The organism is Bacteroides sp. 11BF (assembly GCF_019633765.1).
GTDB classification, from domain to species: domain Bacteria; phylum Bacteroidota; class Bacteroidia; order Bacteroidales; family Bacteroidaceae; genus Bacteroides; species Bacteroides hominis.
Genome location: NZ_JAFKPJ010000007.1, coordinates 18,423 through 43,029 on the forward strand (window position 1 = coordinate 18,423; position 24,607 = coordinate 43,029).

Below are 24,607 nucleotides of genomic sequence, written 5' to 3' on the forward strand. Positions count from 1 at the left end.
CATTGAAAACAAAAAACTAAAACCAATCATATCATGATAAAACCTACAATGAAAATTTGTACTTTCTTGCTTGCAGCCGGTTTGATGATAGCAACAGCTGGTGTGAAAGCGCAGTCTGTCATTCCTATTCCTCTCCGGATGGAGCAAGGTAGCGGTACTTTTCTATTTACCGGTGACACTAAGCTGTATACCAACCTGAAAGGTGAAGAGAAGAAAATGTTGATGGATTATCTGGAGGCATTACCTATCCATTTTAAAAACGGTAAAAAGCAAACGAAAGAGAACGTGGTCTCTCTTATGATAACGAAGGCTAATCCTCAGTTATCTTCTCCCGAGAGCTATACGCTGGAGGTAACTCCGCATAAAATAACAGTGCAGGCTACTTCCGGTGCCGGATTATTCTATGGCGTCCAGACTCTTTTGCAAATGGCTCAACCTGCAATGGAGGGTGCCTGGTCAGTTCAGGCTACAACGATTCAGGATTCGCCACGTTTCGAATACCGTGGGCTGATGCTTGACGTTTCCCGCCATTTTCGTTCTAAAGAGTTTGTGAAAAAGCAGATAGATGCATTAGCTTATTATAAACTTAATCGCCTGCATTTGCATCTTACCGATGCTGCCGGTTGGCGTATCGAGATTAAGAAATATCCTTTATTGACGGAACTTGCTGCCTGGCGTCCGGAAGCCAACTGGAAAAGATGGTGGAATGAAGGTGGGCGGAAATATTGTCGTTTTGATGCTCCCGGTGCTTCCGGAGGTTATTATACGCAGGATGATATTCGTGAATTGGTCAATTATGCCCGTGAACGTCATATTACTATTATTCCTGAGATAGAGATGCCTGCCCATTCGGAAGAGGTTCTGACTGCCTATCCGGAGTTATCTTGCTCAGGTGAACCTTATAAGAATGCCGATTTTTGTGTAGGAAATGAGGAAACTTTTACTTTCCTTGAAGATGTGTTGACGGAAGTTATGGAGCTTTTCCCTTCCCAATACATTCATGTTGGAGGTGATGAGGCCGGAAAAGCTGCTTGGAAAACCTGCCCTAAATGCCAAAAACGCATGAAGGATGAGCAACTGGATAATGTAGATGAGTTACAGAGTTATCTGATTCATCGTGTGGAGGTATTCCTCAATGCCCATGGCCGCAAGTTACTAGGATGGGATGAAATTCTGCAAGGTGGATTGGCACCTAATGCCACTGTAATGTCATGGCGTGGTGAACAAGGTGGAATTGCTGCCGTAAAATCGGGTCATCAGGCAATAATGACTCCCGGTTCGCACTGTTATATAGATAGTTATCAGGATGCTCCTTATTCTCAGCCCGAAGCCATCGGAGGATATCTGCCATTGGAAAAAGTATACTCTTACAATCCGATTCCCGCTTCGCTTACACCCGATGAAGCAAAATTGATTTATGGTGTTCAAGCCAATCTTTGGGCAGAATATATTCAGACGGACGAGCATTGTGAATTTATGATTTACCCTCGTATTCTTGCGCTGGCAGAGGTCGCGTGGTCTGCACCTGAACGGAAATCATGGACCGATTTTCGTCCCCGTGCTTTAAAGGCTGTAGGATATTTACAATCCAAAGGATATCATCCGTTCGATTTGAAAAAGGAGATCGGCAATCGGCCGGAAGCATCGCAACCGGTTCAGCATCTTGCATTGGGCAAGACCGTAAAATATAATGCTCCCTACAATTCGTCTTATCCGGCACAAGGTGATAAAACCCTGACTGATGGAATCCGTGGGAGTTGGACCTATAGTGACGGGGCGTGGCAGGGATTTATTTCCCGCGATCGTTTGGATGTAACTATCGATATGGGAGAATCGACAGATCTGCATTTGATTGGTGCTGATTTTATGCAGGTAGTGGGTCCTGAAGTATTTCTGCCTGTCGAAGTGATAATTTCTGTCTCGGAAGATGGAGAAAACTTCACTGAATTGAGCCGTCAGACGCATGAAGTGGTTAAATCGGACGCTGTAGTATTTAAGAATTATGCATGGAACGGAAATGCCAAAGGACGTTATGTCCGTTACCAGGCTCGTGCCGGAGAGGAATTCGGGGGATGGGTGTTTACAGACGAAATCGTTGTAAAGTAACTCTTTCCGCAGGTCTGGTAAAACCAAACGTATAAATTAGATAAATATAGAGTATTGAAAGAATGAAGAAACTACCTTATTTAGTATCACTTGCAGCCGTTTGGCTGTCCATAGCAGTAGCTTCTGCGCAAGAGAGTCCGGTGGATTATGTGAACCCGTTTATCGGAACAACGAATTACGGAACAACGAATCCCGGAGCCATCTGTCCGCAAGGCATGATGTCAGTTGTCCCTTTCAATGTGATGGGAGGAAAATCCGTTGGTAATAAAATAGATAAAGACAGCCAATGGTGGTCTACTCCTTATGAACATACCAATGCTTATTTTACCGGATTTTCACACGTCAATCTGAGTGGAGTGGGATGTCCGGAGTTGGGCTCTCTACTGTTGATGCCTACAACCGGAAAGCTGAACGTCGATTATTTACAGTACGGAAGTGCTTATAAAGACGAAAAGGCCACGCCTGGTTATTACTCGAATATCCTGACTAAATACGGAATCAAGAATGAGGTTTCAGCCACCTTACGTACCGGAATCACTCGTTTCACTTTTCCTAAAGGAGAAAGTAATATTTTGCTGAATCTTGGCGAAGGGTTGACTAATGAAACGGGAGCTACCGTCCGTTTTGTCAATGAGCGTGAGATAGAGGGGACTAAACTGCTGGGTACTTTTTGCTACAATCCGCAAGCTGTGTTTCCCATTTATTTTGTAATGCGTATCAATAAAGTCCCTCGTGCCCGTGGCTATTGGAAAAAGATGCGTCCGATGACAGTAGAAGCCCAATGGGACAATACGTCCGGCAAGAATAAATTGTATACTGCTTATACCAAGGAGATGAGTGGCGATGACATTGGTACATGGTTTACTTTCGATACCGAAGAAGGCGAAACCATCGAGGTAAGCATGGGAGTGTCCTTTGTCAGCATAGCCAATGCCCGTCTTAATCTGGATAAGGAACAGGCAGGTAAAGGATTTGATCAGATTCGTGCCGAAGCACGTTCCATGTGGGAGGACGATCTTTCGCGTATCCTCGTTGAAGGTGGTACGAAAGAGCAGAAGACAGTATTCTATACCGCTATGTATCACTTGCTGATCCATCCGAATATTTTGCAGGATGTGAACGGACAATATCCGGCTATGGAAAGCAGTGAGATCCTTACAACGAAGGGAAATCGTTATACCGTGTTTTCTCTTTGGGATACCTATCGTAATGTACATCAGCTGATGACCCTGCTTTTCCCTGATCGCCAACTGGATATGGTTCGCACGATGGTCGATATGTATAAAGAACACGGCTGGCTGCCCAAATGGGAACTTTACGGCCGTGAAACGCTTACTATGGAGGGTGATCCGAGTATTCCCGTTATCGTAGATACCTGGATGAAAGGCTTACGTGACTTCGATGTACAGGCAGCTTATGAAGCCATGTATAAGTCCGCTACGACTCCGGGTAAAGATAATCTGATGCGTCCCGATATCGATGATTACATTGCTAAAGGATATGTACCTTTGACAGAGCAGTATGACAATTCTGTTTCGCATGCACTTGAATATTATATTGCCGATTATGCCTTGTCTCGTTTTGCTCAGGCTTTAGGAAAGAAAGAAGATGCAAAATTGTTCTATGACCGTTCATTGGGTTATAAACATTATTACAGTAAAGAGTTTGGTACATTGCGTCCTATTTTACCCGATGGAACATTTTACTCTCCGTTCGACCCGATGGAGGGTGCCAATTTTGCTCCCAGTCCCGGTTTTCATGAAGGCAATTCCTGGAACTACACTTTTTATGTTCCCCATGACATTGCAGGTTTAACCCGTCTGATGGGAGGTAAGAAGAAGTTTGTGGATAAATTGCAGAAAGTCTTTGATGAGGGGCTATACGATCCGGCTAATGAACCGGATATTGCCTATCCTTATTTGTTCAGCTACTTCAAGGGAGAAGAGTGGCGTACTCAGAAACAGGTGAAACGGTTGCTTGCTGAATATTTCACTGACCAGCCTAATGGTATTCCCGGTAATGATGACACCGGAACTATGTCGGCATGGGCCATTTTCAGTATGATAGGTCTTTATCCTGACTGTCCGGGAATGCCCGATTATATGTTGACTACACCTACTTTCGACAAAGTGACTATTCGGCTTGACCCGAAGTATTACAAAGAAAAAGAATTGGTTATTACGGCAGTACGTCCCGGAAATGATGCCGATTTGATCAAAGAGGTGAAGTTGAATGGAAAGAAACATGCAGGCTATCGTATCAGCCATGATGAGTTGGTACATGCCGGAACGATGGAATTTATATTAAAATAAAAACAGATCAATCATGAACAAGAAAATCAAAATTGCATTTGCTTCGATGCTCGCTGTGCCACTGTTGGTATGTGCACAGGTCCGTACGGAACAAACCTTTGAAAAAGGGTGGAAGTTTACCCGTGAAGACAGTAAGGACTTCAGTAATTCCACTTATGATGATGCAAAGTGGCAGTCGGTAACGGTACCCCATGATTGGGCTATTTACGGGCCATTCAGCATTAATAACGATAAGCAGAATGTGGCTATTTCGCAAGATGGACAAAAAGAGGCGATGGAGCATGCCGGACGTACCGGTGGGCTTCCTTTTGTAGGTGTAGGATGGTATCGTCTCGATTTTGAGGCTCCTTCATTCAGTAAAGGTAAGAAGGCTACTTTGGTTTTTGATGGTGCTATGAGCCATGCTCATGTCTATATCAACGGACAAGAGGCCGGTTACTGGCCTTACGGTTACAATAGTTTTTATGTGGATGCCACCCCTTATTTGAAGCCGGGTGAAAAGAATACACTGGCTGTTCGTCTTGAAAACGAAAACGAATCTTCACGCTGGTACCCCGGTGCGGGATTGTATCGCAATGTACATCTGGTAGTGAATGAAGACGCTCATATTCCTACTTGGGGTACTCAGTTGACCACTCCGGTAGTGAAGGACGAATTTGCTAAGGTCAATCTGAAGACAAAACTCGATATACCTGCAGGCAAAACATTTGAAGGATACCGTATTGTCACCGAATTGAAGGATAAGAATGGTAAGGTTGTGGCAACTAATGAAAAGCAGGGCAGTCAGTTCGACGGCAATGTTTTTGAACAGGATTTTGTTGTTACTGCTCCGGCTTTGTGGACTCCCGATACTCCTAACCTTTACAATGCGGTTTCAAAAGTGTACGAAGGCAACACTTTGAAGGATGAATATACTACTCCGTTCGGTATCCGTTCCATTGAGATCATTCCGAACAAAGGCTTTTTCCTCAATGGAAAGAAAACCATGTTCAAGGGTGTTTGCAATCATCATGACCTCGGTCCGTTGGGAGGTATCGCCAATGAAGCCGGTATTCGCCGTCAGATCCGTATCCTAAAGGATATGGGGTGTAACGCCATCCGTACTTCACACAATATGCCCGCTCCTGAGTTGATTAAGGCTTGTGATGAGATGGGTATGATGATTATGGCGGAATCATTCGATGAATGGAAAGCGGCCAAAGTGCAGAACGGTTATCATAAAGTTTTTGATGAATGGGCAGAAAAAGATCTGGTGAATCTGATTCATCAGTATCGTAACAATCCAAGTGTGGTTATGTGGTGTATCGGTAATGAAGTGCCGGATCAGTGGAACGGCGATCGTGGACCGAAGCTTTCACGTTTCCTGCAAGACATCTGCCATCGTGAAGACCCTACACGTCCCGTTACTCAGGGTATGGATGCGCCTGATGCTGTGGTTAATAACAACATGGCTGCCGTGATGGATGTAGCCGGTTTCAATTACCGCCCTCACAAATATCAGGAAAATTACAAGAAACTTCCGCAACAGATTATTTTGGGTAGCGAAACTGCTTCTACTGTCAGTTCACGTGGGGTTTACAAGTTCCCGGTGGTACGTCGTGCCATGCAGAAATATGACGACCACCAGTCTTCATCGTATGATGTAGAACACTGTGGTTGGTCCAATCTTCCTGAAGACGATTTTATCCAGCATGAAGATCTGCCTTATTGCATTGGTGAATTTGTATGGACCGGATTCGATTATTTAGGTGAGCCTACTCCGTATTATACTGATTGGCCCAGTCACTCTTCATTGTTTGGGATTATCGACCTTGCCGGACTTCCGAAAGATCGTTATTACCTCTACCGCAGCCACTGGAATAAAGATGCGGAAACCTTGCACATCCTGCCTCACTGGAATTGGGAAGGACGTGAAGGTGAAGTGACCCCTGTATTTGTATATACCAATTATCCTTCGGCCGAGTTGTTTATCAATGGTAAAAGCCAGGGTAAACGCACAAAAGACCTTTCGGTTACGGTACATAATAGTGGTGATTCTGCTTCTATTGCCAATTTCAAACGTCAGCAGCGTTATCGTCTGATGTGGATGGATACGAAGTATGAACCGGGTACCGTGAAAGTAGTCGCTTATGACAAGGATGGTAAGGCCGTTGCGGAAAAAGAAATTCATACTGCCGGCAAACCCGATCATATTGAGTTGGTGGCAGACCGCAGTGTGATCGATGCTAATGGTAAGGACCTCTCGTTTGTAACGGTTAAGGTGGTTGATAAAGATGGTAATCTTTGCCCGTTGGCTGACAATGAAATCAGCTTCAAGGTGAAAGGGGCAGGTACTTATTGCGCAGGAGCCAATGGTAATCCGGCTTCACTCGAGTCATTCCAGACTCCGAAGATGAAAGTGTTCAGTGGCATGATGACAGCTATTGTGCAATCTACCGAGAAAGCAGGAAAGATTACGCTCGAGGCTACCGGGAAGGGCCTGAAAAAAGGTACATTGGTGATCGAGAGTAAATAATCTGTTCAGATAAAGATAAGAAAAGAGGGGATCCGGGCAACCAGATACCCTCTTTTTTTGTTATATTTTATATGCAAACCTTAAATGATGATAGTATGAAACAACACCGGATCATTCACATACCAACATTCGTCTTAGCTTTATTTTTGATGTTTACCAGCTCTGTTTTGCGAGCACAGGATAAGCCTGTTTGGCTGGCAGATTCTCTTATTACTGTAGGATACGCTACCGGGAATAAAAAGAATATTTCCGGTTCGGTGGAAAAAATTACGGAGTTAGGAATGAATAAAGATCAGATTACCAATCCCTTGGAGGCTATCCGTGGACGTGTTCCCGGACTCACTATAGAAAAAGGAACCAATGGCCCGGCTGCTTTGGATGCCGTACGTTTGCGGGGAACCACTTCACTGACTAGTGGTAATGACCCTCTGATTATTGTTGACGGTGTGTTTGGTGATCTCAGTATGTTGACTTCTATATATCCTACCGATATAGAAAGCTTTACTATCTTGAAAGATGCTTCGGAGACAGCACAATATGGTTCCCGTGGTGCTTCAGGTGTTATCGAGATCACTACCAAGAAGGGAATTCGGGGCAAAACCAGAGTCAGCTATAACGGTAGTTTCGGCATATCCTCCGTATACAAAAATCTGGAGATGCTTTCCGGCAGTGAGTTTCGTAATCTGGCGCAGCAACAGGGCATTTCAATACTTGATAAAGGGAATGAAACCAATTTTTTGAAGGAGATAGAGCAAACAGGTCTGCAACAGAATCATCATGTTGCATTTTATGGTGGGACGGATGCTTCAAGCTATCGTGTTTCGTTGGGCTTTATGGATCGTCAGGGCATTATATTGAACGAGGATATGAAGAACTTCACTTCGAATATGAACATGACCCAGCATGTTTTTGATGATTTTTTGGTGTGCGAGCTGGGTATGTTTGGCTCTATCCAAAAGAACCATAATTTGTTTGACCTTCAAAAAACATTCTATTCGGCTGCAACTTTTAATCCTACATATCCCAATCACCGTAATCCGGAAACCAGTTCCTGGGATCAGATTACCAATGCCAGCCAGATCACTAACCCTTTGGCCTGGATGGAAGTGAAAGATCATGATGCGACTTCACATATCAGTACTCATGCTCGGCTAACCTTTAATTTACTGCGCGAACTTAAACTGATTCTTTTTGGTTCTTATACTTATAATATTGTTGAAAATTCCCAGTATCTGCCTACATCTGTATGGGCACACGGACAAGCATATAAAGGTACCCGGAAAATGGAATCACTGCTTGGCAATCTGATGTTGACCTATAAAAAGAACTGGAATAAACATTATTTTGATGTACTGGCTCTGGCAGAACTTCAAAAAGAGACTTATAGCGGTTTTTACACCACTGTGACCAATTTCAATTCCGATCAGTTTGGTTATAACAACCTTCAGGCAGGTGCCATTCGCCTTTGGGAAGGAACGAACTCTTATTTTGAACAGCCGCGGTTGGCATCTTTTCTCGGTCGCTTCAATTATACGTTTGACGACCGGTATATCCTTACGGTGAATGCTCGTACCGATGCTTCTTCCAAGTTTGGTGCCAATCATAAATGGGGCTTTTTTCCATCCGTGTCGGCTGCCTGGGTTGTCAGTGAAGAGAAGTTTATGAAACGTATTTCATTGGTGGATAATCTGAAATTCCGTATCGGTTACGGGCTGGCCGGCAATCAGAGTGGCATCGACTCTTATACAACGCTTAATCTGGTAAAGCCTAACGGAGTTGTTCCTGTTGGGAGTTCACAGGTGGTTACTTTGGGTAATATGCGTAATACCAATCCCGATTTGAAATGGGAAGTAAAGCGTACTTTTAATGCAGGTGCAGATCTTGGTATGTTTGGCAACCGGTTACTCTTTTCTTTGAACTACTATAATTCCAAGACCTCTGATATGCTTTATCTTTATAATGTCAGTGTGCCGCCTTTTACCTATAACACTCTTTTGGCAAATATAGGTTCCATGCGCAACTGCGGTACGGAGATTGCTGTCGGCATCACTCCTTTGAAGACCCGCGACATGGAATTGAACATTAATGTTAATGTCACTTTCCAGCAAAATAAATTGCTTTCATTAAGTGGAATGTATGGTGGAGAGAATATTTCGGCACCTGAGTATAAAAGCCTGGCAAGTCTGGACGGAGCCGGATTTCATGGTGGATATAATCATATTGTGTATCAGATGATAGGACAACCCTTAGGGGTATTCTACCTGCCTCATTGCAAAGGGCTTATTTCCGATGGCAATGGTGGGTATACGTATGACATTGCCGATTTGAACGGTGGAGGGGTGAGCCTTGAAGATGGAGAAGACCGCTATGTGGCAGGTCAGGCGGTACCCAAGACTTTACTTGGCTCCAATATCAGTTTTCGCTATAAACGTTTCGATCTCTCAGTACAGATAAATGGGGCATTCGGTCATAAAATCTATAACGGTACTTCACTGACCTACATGAATATGAATATTTTTCCTGATTACAATGTAATGAAGAAAGCTCCCGGACGTAATATCAAAGACCAGACTGCTACGGACTATTGGCTGGAGAGAGGTGATTATGTAAACTTCGATTATGTTACGATAGGCTGGAATGTTCCGGTGTCGAAGTGGAAAAAATACGTCCAGTCCCTCCGTCTCGCACTGACTGTCAATAATCTGGCTACTATTACCGGATATTCCGGTCTGTCACCTATGATCAACAGCTCTACCGTTAATTCTACTTTGGGAGTGGATGACAAACGGGGATATCCTTTAGCACGTACCTATACGCTTGGTTTGAGTATTAACTTTTAATTTGGAGGATTAATTATGAAAAGGCACTATATATATTCCTTTGTCTGTATCCTGATGTTTAGTCTGCTGTTTTCATGTGATGACTTTCTGAATGAAAATCCTAAAGATAAGATTCCCGAAGAGGATGCTTACAAGAGTCTCACCGATTTGTATTATAATGCAGTGGCTTCCTTATACAATAACATAGGAGGTTATAGTGATAGTCAGGGGTTGCAGGGCACCGGCAGGGGAATTTACGATCTGAATACCTTTACCACCGATGAGGCTATTATGCCTACCCGTGGAGGTGACTGGTATGATGGAGGATTCTGGCAGGGACTTTTTCTTCATCGTTGGGGAGTCGATAATGATGCTATTCAGGCTACGTGGGAATATTTATATAAGGTTATAGGTCTTTGCAATCAGTCACTTGAACGAATCGATACTTATCAGGAGACTCATCACGACACGGAACTTCCTGCTTACCGGGCAGAGGTTCGTGCTTTCCGTGCTTTGTATTACTATCATTTAATGGATTTGTTCGGACGTGTTCCTCTAATTCTATCATCTGCTATACCTTTGAAAGAGGTGAAACAAAACAGTCGTAAAGAAGTTTTTGATTTTATTGTGAAGGAGTTACAGGAGTCTGCCCCTTTATTGGCGCAAACATATAGCAATCGTTCCGGCAATTATTATGGGCGGATTACCCGTCCCGTGGTCCATTTCTTGCTTGCCAAACTTGTCTTGAATGCTGAGATATATGCGGATGATAACTGGACCGATACACAATATCCCGATGGAGGAGACATCTATTTTGAAGTAGATGGCAACCGGCTCAATGCCTGGCAAACGGTGGAGGCATATTGTGATTCCATTACTGCGGCGGGATATCGTCTGGAAGATAACTATGAAGCAAACTTTGCTGTTTACAATGAATCTTCTGCCGAGAATATTTTTACCATTCCAATGAGTAAGACTTTATATACTAACCAGATGCAATATCTTTTCCGTTCCCGTCACTATAATCATGCCAAGGCCTACGGATTGGGAGGAGAGAATGGTTCAAGTGCTACTGTGGAAGTACTTCGAACCTTTGGGTATGATACCCAAACTGTCGATCCCCGTTTTGATAAATGTTATTTTGCAGGTGTTGTTTACGATTTGAAGGGAAAGGTCATCACACTCGATGACGGTACTTTGCTGGAGTATTTTCCTTGGAAGGTGGATGTCGATATCTCTAATACCTCCTATGAAAAGACCGCAGGCGCACGGATGAAAAAGTATGAGATTGATGAAACCGCCACAAAAGATGGTAAACTAATGGAAAATGATATTGTACTCTATCGTTATGCCGATGTTTTATTAATGAAGAGTGAGGCCAAAGTCCGTAACGGAGAAAATGGAGATGTAGAACTGAATCTTGTTCGCGCCCGTGTGAATGCTCCTTTCCGGACAGCTACATTAGAAAGTTTGCTTTCGGAACGTCAATTAGAGTTTGCCTGGGAGGGTTGGCGCAGGCAAGATTTGGTTCGTTTTCGCCAATATACCCGTGCTTATACAAGCAGGCCCCGGCTTCCGGGTGAGGAAAGTGGCTATACCACAGTATTTCCTATTCCGGAGAAAATCCGTTTGATGAATCCCAATCTGACACAGAATCCGGGATATTGAATTTGCAAAATATTATGTGGAGATGATTATTTTAAATCATAAAATAATCCATCATTATATTAGAAATATCTATTTATAAGGTAAATCGTTCTTGCTACTTTTGCGTATTGATACAAAATCAGTGAAGTAACATTGTTTTCAACCTTATAGATAATATGAAATAATGAAGATCAAAACACTAACACTTTTCTCGTTTTTATTGGCTTCCTGTTCGCAGCAGGTTACTAGGATCGACTTGTCGGGTAGTTGGCAGTTTACGACCGATTCTACTCATTGGGACAGTACGGTCCTGTTACCCGGATCCATGGCTTCCAATGGCTTGGGAGAAGACATTACTGCCAATACTCCGTGGACCGGAGGTATCGTTGATTCAGCCTATTTCCGGAGTGATGCCTATGCCCGTTATCGTGAACCGGGTCATGTTAAAATCCCCTTTTGGTTGCAGCCTGTGAAGTATTACAAGGGGGCAGCCTGGTATAAAAAAGAGGTGACTGTTCCGGAAGGCTGGGGGCAACAGGATATCAGTTTATTTCTGGAACGTTGTCATTGGGAAACTCGTTTGTGGGTAGATGATAAAGAGGTCGGTATGCAGAATGCATTGGGTGCTCCACATCAGTACGACTTATCGGATGTCCTGACTCCCGGAAAACACACATTAACTTTACGTATCGATAATCGTGTAAAGGATATCGATCCGGGTGAAAATTCCCACAGTATTTCCGATCATACTCAGGGCAATTGGAACGGGGTTATCGGGGATATGTTTCTTCAGGTGCGTCCTCAGGTGAACATTGCACGTACGACTATTTTCCCGGATATATCAGCTAAAAACATTCGTGTGAAAACATTCCTCCGTAACCGTAAGAAGAATGAAGTGACAGCTTTGCTCGCTTTGGAGGCTGATGGCAAACTTTTGCAAAAGGAGGTCAATCTTCAGCCGGGGACTAATGAAGTGGAGGCTGTTCTGGCTTTGGGAGATGATATCCGTTTGTGGGATGAATTTCATCCGAATTTATATCGATTGAAAGTAAGTCTGACTGATAAGGAGCAAAAGACCACTGATTTTAGTGAAGAGTCTTTTGGTATGCGTGATTTTAAAGTAGTCAATGGTTGTATCACGATTAACAACCGTCCTGTCTTTTTGCGTGGTGCGTTGGATTGTGCCGCTTTTCCTAAAACAGGCTATCCGCCCACTGACAAAGAAACTTGGAGAAGAATATTCACAGCTTTTCAGGCACATGGGCTGAACCATGTTCGTTTTCATTCATGGTGTCCTCCTGAGGCTGCATTTTGTGCAGCTGATGAAATGGGACTTTATCTGGAAATAGAATGTTCCTCTTGGGCCAATCAGTCTACGACGATTGGTGACGGTCGTCCGCTCGATCGGTTCATTTGGGACGAAAGTGAACGGATTGTCAACACGTTTGGCAATCATCCTTCGTTTTGTATGATGATGTATGGCAATGAACCGGCAGGTGTGGGGAGTAGTACTTATCTGGCCAACTTTGTCACAACATGGAAGGATCGGGATAATCGCCGCTTGTATTGTAGCGGTGCAGGATGGCCCATGTTGGCGGTCAATGATTTTTTAAGTGATCCTGCTCCCCGCATTCAGGGATGGGGACAGGGACTTCGGAGTATTATCAACGCAGAACCTCCCCGTACCGATTATGATTGGTCGGAATATGTCAGTCGCTTCAGCCAACCTGTTGTAAGTCACGAAATCGGGCAATGGTGTGTTTATCCTAATTTTAAAGAGATCAGCAAATATGACGGTGTCATGCGTCCTGCAAATATGGAAATTTTCAGGGATATTCTGCAAAATAATGGTATGATACATCTTGCAGACAGTTTCTTGCTTGCGTCCGGCAAATTACAGGCACTCTGCTATAAAGCAGATGTTGAGGCTGCTTTACGTACCAGGAATTTCGGTGGATTCCAGTTACTGGGACTCAATGACTTTCCGGGACAAGGTACAGCATTGGTCGGTGTGCTGGATGCTTTCTGGGAAGAAAAAGGTTATATTTCTCCCGAAGAGTACCGCCGTTTCTGTGCTCCAACCGTCCCTTTGGCACGTTTGCCTAAACTTATTTATAAAAATGACGAACTGTTGAACGCCCGGGTAGAAGTGGCTCATTATGGCGAAACTCCACTAAAGAATGTGGCAGCCGGATGGACTTTGTCCGATACGGCAGGGAATGTACTGCAGTCCGGACAGTGGAAAGTAGATTTACTTCCCATAGGCAATAACTTCCCATTAGGAGATATTTCCGCTTCTTTAGCTCAGATGGAAACTCCCCGGCGTTTGGTGTTGGAGGTGGCAGTCGGTGAGTGGAAGAACAGTTGGAATGTTTGGGTTTATCCCGCTCTGCCACTCAAAGTAGAGGGAGAAGAGAGTATCCGGATGGTCGACTGTTTGGATACCACTACCCTAAAGGCTCTTGAAGGAGGTGCTTCTGTATTGTTATCTTTAAAGAAAGGGACACTGACCCGTCAAATGGGAGGTGATATTCAGGTTGGATTTTCCAGTATTTTCTGGAATACTGCTTGGACAGGAGGACAAGCTCCTCATACATTGGGTATTTTGTGTAATCCGAAACATCCGGCTTTGAGTCAATTCCCCACAGAATATTACAGTGATTATCAATGGTGGGATGCCATGAGCCATTCCGGTGCCATTAAAGTGGCCGAACTTTCTCCTGAAATAGCTCCGATAGTGCGTGTCATCGACGATTGGTTTACAAATCGTCCTCTCGCCTTGCTATTCGAGGTAAAAGTAGGTAATGGAAAATTGTTGGTATCGGGCATTGATTTCTGGCAAAACATGGATAAGCGTGTCGAAGCGCGCCAATTATTGTATAGCTTGAAAAAGTATATGGCAAGTCCGGCTTTCTCTCCGGTCGTATCTGTACAGGCGGAGCAAGTGCTGCAATTAGTCTCTGATAAATAGAATATTCTGTTTTATATAAATTTGCCCGGGCTTACATCTTTCGATGTATACCCGGGCAAATTTTATGAGATATTCTCTGTGTAAATCAGTGTGATCGGTGGTGAAACTTCTTAGTCGAAAAGACTTCTGAACTTCTTGAATATCTTTTCTTTAATTGAAGTACTTGGCTTGAAGTTCTTCGATTCTTCCAGCTTTTCCAAAGTACTTTTTTCGTCTTTACTCAGTGTCTCCGGCACATATACGCTTACGTTAACCAGCAGGTCTCCTGTGCCGTAACCGTTTACGCTTGGCAACCCTTTACCGCGGAGTCGGAGCACTTTTCCCGGTTGTGTACCTGCTTCGATTTTTACCTTCACTTTTCCGTCGATGGTTGGAATTTCTACCGCACCTCCGATAGCTGCTGTAGGGAAACTCAGCAATAAGTTGTATACCAGATCGTTTTCATCACGAATCAGCTCCGGATGTGGCTCTTCTTCCACCAAAATCAATAGGTCGCCCGGGATACCGTTATGTTTTCCGGCATTTCCTTTGCCGCCCATAGAGAGTTGCATGCCTTCTGCTACTCCGGCGGGAATTTTTACTGTTACTACTTCCTCACCGTATTCGATACCTTCTCCACCACAAACCTTACACTTGTCTTTAATGATTTTTCCCTCGCCATTACAAGTAGGACACGTAGTACGTGTCTGCATGGTTCCTAAGATGGTTTGCTGGTTACGGATTACCGAACCGCTACCTTTACAGGTCGGACAAGTTTCAGAACCGCCATTACCTTCTGCCCCTGTTCCGTGACAGTGCGAACAAGGTACATATTTTTTTAGTTTGAATTTCTTTTCAACTCCTGTAGAGATCTCTTTCAAATTCAGCTTCACTTTCACCCGGAGGTCTGAGCCACGGAATTTTCTCTGTTGAGAACCTCCGCCTCCAAATCCGCCGAAGCCTCCGAAACCACCACCGAATCCGCCGCCGCTATGGCCGCCGAAAATATCACCGAACATAGAGAAGATGTCGTCCATGGACATTCCGCCACCGAATCCTCCGAACGGTCCGCCGTTTCCAGCTGCTCCACTCATTCCTGCATGACCAAACTGGTCGTAGCGGGCACGTTTATCCGGATTACTCAGTACGTCATACGCTTCGGCTGCTTCTTTAAACTTTTCTTCTGCTTCCTTATCACCCGGATTTTTGTCCGGGTGATATTGGATGGCTTTTTTCCGGTATGCTTTCTTTATTTCTTCGACTGTTGCCTCTTTCGTGACTTCCAGCACTTCGTAATAATCTCTTTTTTCTGCCATATTTTAGTTTCGTTGATTTTAATTATATTAGCAAGTTTGTCGTGTTCCGGTTATTCACCCACAACTACTTTTGCATGGCGGATTACTTTGCCGTTAAGGGTATATCCGGTCTGTACACAATCCAATATTTTACCTTTCTGTTCTTCTGTCGGAGCAGGGATCACAGCGATGGCTTCGTGATAATCCGTATCCAACGGTTGGTCTTTAGTTTCGATAACCTTTACTCCATCCTGCGACAGAATAGACAGGAACTTATTATATATCAACTCAACACCCTCTTTTACGGCAGTTACGTCCGTAGCCGTTTCCATAGTTGTCAGTGCACGTTCCATGTCGTCGATTACCGGTAGAATACTTTTGATGCTCTTCTCACCACCGTTCAGAATCAACTCTGCTTTTTCTTTGATGGTCCGTTTACGGTAGTTATCGAATTCAGCCGAAAGACGGAGGTATTTGTCCTTCTGATCTTCGATCTGGCTATGGGCTTCTTCCAGTTCTTTTTCCAGTTTCTCCTCTGCGGTCAGCGGTGTGCTTTCCTCAGTGGTTTCTTCGTTTTGCGACTGTCCTTCAACGGTATCTTGAATATCGTCTACTGTCAACTCTTCTTCTTTCTTGGTTTTTTTTTCTTTTGGGTCCATATCTATTCTGTTTTTATTCTTGTTAAACGGATTTAGTTTCATGTCAATACGGCATTTTAATGTATTGGCTTTGCAGCAAAAACTTTGCCAGTTTGTTTGTTTTGCCAAAAAACGCAGCAAAGGTAATACTTTTATGTCAGATTGACACATTACTGATAGTTCGTTATTCACTAAAAATGTCTACCTTTGTCACCGCATTATTTGATAATAAATAATTTAAGGAATAATAATAGAATGATTACAGTTTCAAACGTTTCGGTACAGTTTGGTAAAAGAGTATTGTTTAATGATGTAAATCTGAAATTTACAAGTGGAAATTGTTATGGTATTATCGGTGCCAATGGCGCCGGCAAGTCAACTTTTCTTCGTACGATATACGGTGACCTCGACCCGACTACCGGAAACATTACGTTAGGTCCGGGCGAACGCCTTTCGGTATTGAGCCAGGACCACTTTAAGTGGGACGCTTATACGGTAATGGATACCGTAATGATGGGTCACACCGTGTTGTGGGATATTATGAAGCAACGCGAAGTTCTTTATGCCAAAGAAGATTTTACCGATGAAGACGGTCTGAAGGTTTCCGAACTGGAAGAGAAGTTTGCCGAACTTGACGGATGGAATGCTGAAAGTGACGCAGCTATGTTGCTGAGCGGTTTGGGTGTGAAAGAAGATAAACATTATACATTGATGGGTGAATTGAGCGGTAAGGAAAAAGTGCGTGTGATGCTGGCACAGGCATTATACGGAAATCCGGATAACCTGTTGCTTGACGAGCCTACCAATGACCTGGATATGGAGACTGTTACCTGGTTGGAAGAGTATCTCTCTAATTTCGAACATACCGTGTTGGTTGTAAGTCACGACCGTCACTTTCTCGATTCTGTCTGTACACATACGGTCGATATCGATTACGGAAAAATTAATCTTTTTGCCGGTAACTACAGTTTCTGGTATGAATCCAGTCAATTGGCCCTCCGTCAGCAGCAGAACCAGAAGGCCAAAGCTGAGGAGAAAAAGAAAGAACTGGAAGAATTTATCCGCCGTTTCAGTGCCAATGTTGCCAAGAGTAAGCAGACTACCAGTCGTAAGAAAATGCTCGAAAAGTTGAATGTTGAAGAAATCAAACCGTCCTCCCGTAAATATCCGGGTATTATCTTTACTCCGGAGCGTGAGCCGGGCAATCAGATATTGGAAGTTTCCGGTTTGAGCAAGAAGACCGAAGAAGGGGTTGTATTGTTCAACGACGTGAACTTCAATGTGGAGAAAGGTGACAAGATTGTGTTCATTTCCCGTAATCCGCGTGCGATGACTGCTTTCTTTGAGATAATCAACGGTCATATGAAGCCTGATGCAGGACATTTCAACTGGGGGGTAACAATTACAACTGCTTATCTTCCTTTGGATAATACCGAATATTTCAATACTGATTTGAATCTGGTCGACTGGTTGAGCCAATATGGCGAGGGTAATGAAGTTTATATGAAAGGTTTCCTGGGACGTATGCTTTTCTCCGGTGAAGAAGTACTGAAGAAAGTGAGTGTACTTTCGGGAGGTGAGAAAATGCGTTGTATGATTGCCCGTATGCAGTTGCGCAATGCCAACTGTCTGATTCTCGATACTCCGACCAATCATCTCGACTTGGAGTCTATTCAGGCATTCAACAACAACCTGAAAACTTATAAAGGCAATATCCTTTTCTCTTCACATGACCACGAATTTATTCAGACCGTTGCCAATCGTGTGATTGAGCTGACTCCGAACGGTATTATCGATAAGATGATGGAATACGACGAATACATTACTTCCGATCACATCAAAGAGCTGAGAGCCAAGATGTACAAGTAATGATGTACGGTTTTGAACGATGAACGATTAACGATGAACAGGTTGCGCATGAATGGGCACCTGTTCATCGTTTTTTTGTTCGTATTCACTTTATTTATCGTTTACTGTTGTTTATCGTTCATAGTTTATCATTCATCGTTATTTTACCTTTCTCCATTTATTACGTATCATATATAAACACATATACCGTGGCTTATGGAACAAAAGGAAATACAGGCATTAGTAGAAAGGAGCAGGAAGCAAGATGCAAGTGCATTTGCTTTGCTTGTGGCAGAGTATCAGACTTTTGTTTTTCGCCTGGCATTCCGCTTGTTGTGTAATGAAGAGGAAGCGCGGGATATGGTACAGGAGACTTTCCTGCGTGTCTGGCTTTCGTTGGACAAATACCGTCCTGAATTTCGCTTTGCGACCTGGCTTTACAGGGTTGCGTGTAATATTTGTTATGATCGTTTGCGGGTTTTACAACACTCGCCGGCCGGAGCGCTTTCCGATATTGCGTTTTCCGAGTTGCCCATTCTTTCCAATGATAACGTCGAAGCAGTGTTAGTCAACCGGGAGTTGAAAGCATATATCCTGTACTTTATGCAACAACTGACTCCTAAGCAGAAGCTGGTATTTACATTGCGCGATATAGAAGAGTTGGAAATCAAAGAGATCGAGATTATTACCGGACTCACATCGATCCAGATCAAAACAAACCTCTATCTCGCCCGGAAGAGTATCCGTAAGAAGTTGAATGAAATAAATAAAGAAAGATGAAAAAGGAAGAAATTAATTATGAAAGGTGGTTGGGACAGTTAAAAAAGACCCCCCCCATTCTGGAAAATCCGGAGGTATTAACCGAAGATATTATGCGTGCTGTCAAGGCGGCTTCTTTCAGAAGTCCGGCCAAGCGCAGACCGAATCTTGTTGCCTGGTGTTCGGGCATTGCTGCAACTTTGCTCTTGGCGATATGGGTAGCAGAAACGATGTCTGTTGATTCATTTCCCTCGTCTGAAGTAATCATCATACCGGAGCCCTATCAATCGAATACTTTCACAGACAGTCGGGAGCATAGAGGTTTGACGATAGGAGAGAAGCAGGAGCTTTTCTTTACCGCATCCCGTAATCGGAAAAGGGAAATGCTTAAACGAGAACGGCTTTATACTCAGTATAAACAGATAATGAAGAGTGAGTGATCTTTAAAAAATAGATGCGTATGAAAACAAAAAATCTTTTACCGATATTGTTGCTTGCCGTTTCAATGGTGTCCTGCACCACCTATTATCAAGTGAAAACCCAGGTTTTTCCTGATGGATCGGCTCGTAGGGAAGTTTATGCCTTTGGCGATTCTGCATTCATGGCCGGAAATTGGGCACAAAATCCTTTTATGTTCTCATTGGATTCCGGTTGGACGGTGACGCGTTTTGATTCTGTCCGGATGCATAATTATTTTGGAGAGAAGGAAAAGATAAACGTGTGTGCCAGCAGGGAGCAGGCTTCTGTCGACTTATTTTCGGAGCAGGTCCGGCCTAAAAATCCGATGTTTCGTCCTTTGGTGACTCCGCGGGAAACACTGACCAAACATTTCCGTTGGTTCTATACGTATTATACCTATAACGGTGTTTATCCCGAACTGACAGAAAAAGGGCCTGTACCTCTGAAAAACTATCTGAACGAGTCGGAACAGAAACTTTGGTTTCAGGGCGACGACACTGCGTATCGGGGAATGAACGGATTGGAGATGAAAGAAGTACTCGATCGTTTGGAAGGACAATTTGTTCAATGGTACAACCGTAGTCTCTATGAATTAAGTATTGAAGTGATGCGGCCTTTTATAGCTGACCTGAAGCAGGGCGACTATCTTTCACGTCTGAATGCGGCTAAGGATTCATTGTATCAGGCATATCGGCCTCAGAATGATGATCCGGACTTCTCTCCGGCACTCGTTTGTCAATTACTCGATACTCACTTTCACACTGATTGCTTTTCGCTTCTCTATAAAGAAAAACAGCAGGAAGTGGATAAAAAATTTGATGAGGAAACACGTTCCGTTGAGTTATTTGGAGTGGTGATTCAATATGAACTCAATATGCCCGGACAAATGCTTTCGGCAAATACAACCTTTAGGGAGGATGGTCATTGGGTCTGGAAAGTAGATGCCTATCGTCTTTTGGCAGGCGAATATCTTTTGACTGCCGAGTCGCGCGTACCCAACATCTGGGCCTTTATCCTCACCGGCTTGCTTATTCTTTTGGGTATAGCCTATTGGATAAAAAAGCGATGAACAAGAAGGAGTGAAGTTGTGTCAAAGGTCCTCTCACCACAGATTGCACTGATTTCCACAGATTATTCGTGTCGTTAAAATTCCTTCTGTGTTCCTCAGTGTCCTCTGTGGTGAGTTTTTTGATATGCTCCCGTTTTTTATCGTTTATAAATCAACTTATTTTTCCCTTCCCCGAATAAATTGTCTCCTATGGTTGTGATTTTATCTCCTTTGGCAACTACGTAGCGTAGCCTGTCACATCCCATGAAAGCACCATATTCGATGGCTGTAATGCTTTCCGGCAATTCCACGGTTCCACACAGACGTCCGCAATTGCTGAAAGCTCGCTGTCCAATGCTTTTCAGTCCATGAGGTAAACGAATGCGGAGCAGGTATTTTTTTTGTGAGAAAGTGAAGTCCGGGATAGCTGTCGCATTGGTCTTTTCGATGTCTACGGCAACCAGATTCGGCATATAATCCCGTATCAGTTTAAAATCGGCTGCATCCAGTTTACCTTCGATGGTCAGGAAGTTGATCTCTTTCGGTTGTAGCCCTGCTTTTTGTATTTCACTTTCCAGCGTGCTCAAAGCACCTACCTCTATTTTAGCTTCCAATGGTTCGCCTTCAATGAACGCAAAGTTATCCCAACGATTTTTCAGCCGGTATTCATCACTTGCTCCCAGCGGTACGAAGATTGCAGTGATGCTGTCAGCCAAGGCTCCCGGCAGCAGGTTGGGAGGAGTTTTCTTTTTGATCTGGCAGATGTTCAGGTTCTCGCATCCCATAAAAGCTGTATCTTCAATGTTCTTGATTTTTTCCGAAAGAACCACTTTCTTTAGGGTCGATTTCCCTTTGGCAATGCCGTTTTCCATCTTGCAGAAAGCATAGGCCGGAACAAAGTTTGGCATGTAAATATAGAATTTATCCGGATACGTACCTTCTTTTCCCGAATACATACTGATACTTGCATTCGCTATATCGAGCACTTGCAGATTTTTGAATTCATCGCGCAGATGCTTGAAATCCACTGCGTTGATCTTTCCTGTCAGAGTGAGGTGAGTCACCTGGTTTGCTTCTTCTTCCGTCATCATCGAAATAAGAGTTCCCGGTTTGCTGACGAAATATGTTTTCTTAACTTCTTGTGCCGTAGCTGCAAATAGATTGGCAGCAAGGACTATTCCTATAAATAGATGTTTTATTTTCATATTTATGATAAATGTTTAGACAAATATAGCGAATCATACTTTATCTCGTTGAGAGTTTTAGGAAAATATAGTTATTTTTGTCCTTCAACTAATAAATTAACAAAATGGAACAACAAGAAAAAGAGAGCAGTCCGATTCACTCTTCGGGAGGAATTCCGGCATTTGCAAGTATTGCATTATTTCTGGTGGGTTTCTATATTCTTATACCTCTGTTTGGGATTATTCTGAGTTCTATCCCTGTATTAAAAGAGTGGAGAATGGGGACTTTCTTTATTGGGGAGGGAGCTATGTTGCTGAGCGTGTTTGTTGTTACCTTCCTGATGATGCAATTTCTGGATCATCGTCCCTTCTCCGATTTAGGATTCAGTCTGAAAGGACGTGGTAAAGACATCTTGTACGGCTTTTTGATGGCAGTGCTTATCTATGCCATTGGCTTTGCTGTTTGTTTGCTGACCGGTCAGATTGAGGTTGTCGGTGTTCATTTTCATTGGAGCGATCTGCTCTTGAGCGGGCTGTTTTTCGCTATGGTTGCCATTGTCGAAGAAACTATGATGCGCGGATATATTCTGGGGCGCTTATTGCGTACGCGACTCAATAAATTTATTTCTCTTTTCATCTCTTCCTTTTTGTTTGCGTTGCTCCATCTGATGAATCCCAATGTGGCTTTTTTGCCTATGCTTAATCTGGTGTTGGGAGGATTATTACTGGGAGCTGCCTATCTTTATACCCGTAACCTTTGGTTTCCAATTTCGCTTCATTTCTTTTGGAACTGGATTCAAGGACCCATGCTTGGATTTGAAGTCAGTGGCAATCGTTTCTGTGAAACCTTGTTTTCACTTCGCCTGCCCGCAAATAATCTGATCAACGGAGGAGCATTTGGTTTTGAAGGTTCGCTGGTTTGCACGGCATTGGCAACGCTCTTTACACTGTTCATAATCTGGTGGTTTGAGCGTTTATCGCAGAAGACGCAGAGGTATTAAGGATATGGTGATATTGGCTTTTTCTTTATTGCCAGTAATTCGGTATGCTTGCTCAGTTGTGAATTAGAGATAAAAATGACCTGTGTTTTGCTGAGTCTGCGAATATTAATAACACAAAATCTATACGAATTCAAAATGTGTGGGCAAATATATCAAAAACTTTCTATTTGTTTGGATATTCCTCTTTTTCCTGACACGTTTCGTGTTCTTTTTTGGGAGGATAAAAGGCGATAAACTCATATATATGCAGAATAAAAACAAATTTATGATGGGCAAGTAATACGATATTAATTTCTTAGTCTATAGAAAGTTAATATCGTAATTGTAAAGAGTTAGCTTTTTGTTGGCAGAAAGTTAATTCCGTGCTGATATGAAGTTAACTTCCTTTCAGAATCAAGTCATTTTGTTTCCGATAGTTGCTGTTAAGGGATGAAAAAGGTGGCTGAAAATGCCTGATTTCCTCTATATGCTGTTTGTTTCTGATTCTTTTGTATATGTGAAAATGATTGTTGTTTCTGATATTTTTCAATTGTTGTGTTCCGTAAAGATCCTATATTCAATCTTTTGTTTGTATTTTAGTTTGATTTGCTTTCCTTATGATTTTGTCTGATAGAGATTCTCGGGCTTTTTTCTATATATATTTATATTAGGGCTGTAAAAACTGATTTTACCAGCATTTGGAAATACAAAATGATAATTGTTAAATCTCAGTTCTCTATCTTGTAGATTGGTATCAGTAAATAATATTTTGAAAGAATTGTTGCATATTTGCGCAAAATGAAGAACTAAATGCGTAATTAAGGATAAAAAAGGAATCTGAATCCTTTATTTTTGCGCATATCAAACTCTTAGAATTATTTGCTATGGGACGGAAATACTTGCAACTCTTTTGTGTATTAGCCTTGATTATATCGGCATTGTTCTTTCCTGCTTTTGCGGGAAGTAATAATCCTACAACTGCCCGTGCCGATATAAGTTATGGAAACGGATTTGTAATGCAGACAGGGCATGAATCTGCAAATCTTGTTTCCGGTGTGGAAAAAGCTGAGTGGATGAAGGTACTTCAGGACACACTTCCTATCTGTAAGATATCCATTCCTGGTACGCACGATAGTGGCTCTATTAAGGGAGGACGTATGCTGAAGACGCAAACTGCAGATATCCCCACTCAGTTGCAGAAAGGGATTCGTGCTTTTGACATCCGTTTGAAAGAAAAGAATGGTAAATTAGGGGTATTCCATGGTCATGCTTTTCAGGATATATACTGGGAAGAAGATGTATTGCCCGCTTTCATCGGTTTTTTGCAAGTTCATCCTTCTGAGACTTTGATTGTGTCGTTGAAAAAAGAGGGAGGGGAGATAAAGGATTATGCTTCTTTATTATCTGCGTCTTTGAATACATCTGCATATCAGCGTTATTTTGTTGCAGATTTCCACCCAGAACTGACATTGAAAAATTGCCGTGGAAAGATACTTTTTTTGCATAGGGATCGTGTGATGGATAATTACCCGGGAGCTGCCTGCATCGGTTGGGATGATAATAGTACTTGCCTGTTGACCCTTCGTAATAAAGATGGCAAAGAAGCGACTGTTTTTCTTCAGGATGAATACCAATACAACTCGGGCAAAGAAGCGGATAAAAAGATTGTGGCTTGTATTCGTAATTTCGATAGGATATGTGAAGAACGAAGCTTTTCACGCCGGTGGGGAATATCTTTTGTGAGTGCTACTGGACTGCCTTCGGGAATACCTCTGGTTTTTGCGAATAAAGTCAATGAACCGGTTGTAAATTATCTGGTGGAGAAGCGCAAACGAAATTGCGGCATTGTATTCATTGATTTTACAGAAGATCCGGGAGGGCAAAAGTTAGTGGAATATCTCATTGGCAGTAACATCTATTGATGCTATTCTCCTGACATTATTAGTTAGAATCAGATAATAAGTTTTTTCATTAGTTACTCTGCGTATTTACGTAAAGTGAAGATTAGAATGCGTGAATAGTAATATGATAGATAGTGACTATTAAT

Annotated in this window: 15 protein-coding genes; 12 read left to right on the forward strand and 3 right to left on the reverse strand. The window is 43.0% G+C overall.

The features are described from left to right. Positions 1–33 precede the first annotated feature (33 nt). The 6 genes from JZY04_RS08885 to JZY04_RS08910 all read left to right on the forward strand — a co-directional run bounded on the left by JZY04_RS08885 (position 34) and on the right by JZY04_RS08910 (position 14,370). Complete coding sequence (locus tag JZY04_RS08885) at positions 34–2,106, forward strand: family 20 glycosylhydrolase (protein ID WP_122141852.1); 2,073 nt, start codon at positions 34–36, stop codon at positions 2,104–2,106. Between the two features lie 62 nt (positions 2,107–2,168). Beyond that, the gene (locus JZY04_RS08890; RefSeq protein ID WP_122141853.1) at positions 2,169–4,418 is read left to right on the forward strand and encodes a GH92 family glycosyl hydrolase; all 2,250 of its coding nucleotides are present in this window, start codon (positions 2,169–2,171) and stop codon (positions 4,416–4,418) included. Between the two features lie 13 nt (positions 4,419–4,431). Continuing rightward, entirely contained in the window at positions 4,432–6,933 is a 2,502-nt protein-coding gene (galB, locus tag JZY04_RS08895; protein ID WP_122141854.1) for a beta-galactosidase GalB, read from the forward strand. Positions 6,934–7,028: 95 nt separating this feature from the next. Next, positions 7,029–9,773, forward strand: a complete 2,745-nt coding sequence (locus JZY04_RS08900; protein ID WP_122141855.1) for a SusC/RagA family TonB-linked outer membrane protein — start codon at positions 7,029–7,031, stop codon at positions 9,771–9,773. Between the two features lie 15 nt (positions 9,774–9,788). Continuing rightward, a complete protein-coding gene (locus tag JZY04_RS08905) occupies positions 9,789–11,420 on the forward strand; it encodes a RagB/SusD family nutrient uptake outer membrane protein (RefSeq protein ID WP_122141856.1) in 1,632 nt (543 codons plus the stop codon). A 163-nt stretch (positions 11,421–11,583) separates the two neighbouring features. Continuing rightward, positions 11,584–14,370, forward strand: a complete 2,787-nt coding sequence (locus tag JZY04_RS08910; RefSeq protein ID WP_122141857.1) for a sugar-binding domain-containing protein — start codon at positions 11,584–11,586, stop codon at positions 14,368–14,370. 110 nt (positions 14,371–14,480) lie between these two features. On the opposite strand, the gene dnaJ is transcribed toward JZY04_RS08910, so the two are convergent. Together dnaJ and JZY04_RS08920 are read right to left on the reverse strand one after the other, a co-directional pair. Next, complete coding sequence (gene dnaJ / locus JZY04_RS08915) at positions 14,481–15,665, reverse strand: molecular chaperone DnaJ (protein ID WP_005776531.1); 1,185 nt, start codon at positions 15,663–15,665, stop codon at positions 14,481–14,483. A 50-nt stretch (positions 15,666–15,715) separates the two neighbouring features. After that, positions 15,716–16,303: a nucleotide exchange factor GrpE gene (locus tag JZY04_RS08920; RefSeq protein ID WP_122142015.1), complete on the reverse strand. Its 588-nt coding sequence runs from the start codon at positions 16,301–16,303 to the stop codon at positions 15,716–15,718. 234 nt (positions 16,304–16,537) lie between these two features. On the opposite strand from JZY04_RS08920, the gene JZY04_RS08925 reads away from it, so the two are divergent. The 4 genes from JZY04_RS08925 to JZY04_RS08940 all read left to right on the forward strand — a co-directional run bounded on the left by JZY04_RS08925 (position 16,538) and on the right by JZY04_RS08940 (position 20,417). After that, positions 16,538–18,151, forward strand: a complete 1,614-nt coding sequence (locus JZY04_RS08925) for an ABC-F family ATP-binding cassette domain-containing protein (protein ID WP_122141858.1) — start codon at positions 16,538–16,540, stop codon at positions 18,149–18,151. A 195-nt stretch (positions 18,152–18,346) separates the two neighbouring features. Then, the gene (locus JZY04_RS08930) at positions 18,347–18,910 is read left to right on the forward strand and encodes an RNA polymerase sigma factor (protein WP_122141859.1); all 564 of its coding nucleotides are present in this window, start codon (positions 18,347–18,349) and stop codon (positions 18,908–18,910) included. Next, positions 18,907–19,329, forward strand: a complete 423-nt coding sequence (locus JZY04_RS08935; RefSeq protein ID WP_122141860.1) for a hypothetical protein — start codon at positions 18,907–18,909, stop codon at positions 19,327–19,329. Before JZY04_RS08930 ends, JZY04_RS08935 begins: the two co-directional genes overlap by 4 nt. 20 nt (positions 19,330–19,349) lie before the next feature. Beyond that, positions 19,350–20,417 carry a hypothetical protein gene (locus JZY04_RS08940; protein ID WP_122142016.1) on the forward strand — a complete coding sequence of 356 codons (1,068 nt, stop codon included), beginning with the start codon at positions 19,350–19,352 and terminating at the stop codon, positions 20,415–20,417. A 137-nt stretch (positions 20,418–20,554) separates the two neighbouring features. Here the strand turns inward: JZY04_RS08940 and JZY04_RS08945 are convergent, their stop codons facing one another. Next, complete coding sequence (locus tag JZY04_RS08945; RefSeq protein WP_122141861.1) at positions 20,555–21,601, reverse strand: leucine-rich repeat protein; 1,047 nt, start codon at positions 21,599–21,601, stop codon at positions 20,555–20,557. A gap of 104 nt (positions 21,602–21,705) precedes the next feature. Between JZY04_RS08945 and JZY04_RS08950 the strand changes: the two genes are divergently transcribed. Beyond that, positions 21,706–22,581 carry a CPBP family intramembrane glutamic endopeptidase gene (locus JZY04_RS08950; protein WP_122141862.1) on the forward strand — a complete coding sequence of 292 codons (876 nt, stop codon included), beginning with the start codon at positions 21,706–21,708 and terminating at the stop codon, positions 22,579–22,581. An 863-nt stretch (positions 22,582–23,444) separates the two neighbouring features. Beyond that, positions 23,445–24,482 carry a phosphatidylinositol-specific phospholipase C gene (locus JZY04_RS08955; RefSeq protein ID WP_122141863.1) on the forward strand — a complete coding sequence of 346 codons (1,038 nt, stop codon included), beginning with the start codon at positions 23,445–23,447 and terminating at the stop codon, positions 24,480–24,482. Positions 24,483–24,607: the final 125 nt, after the last annotated feature.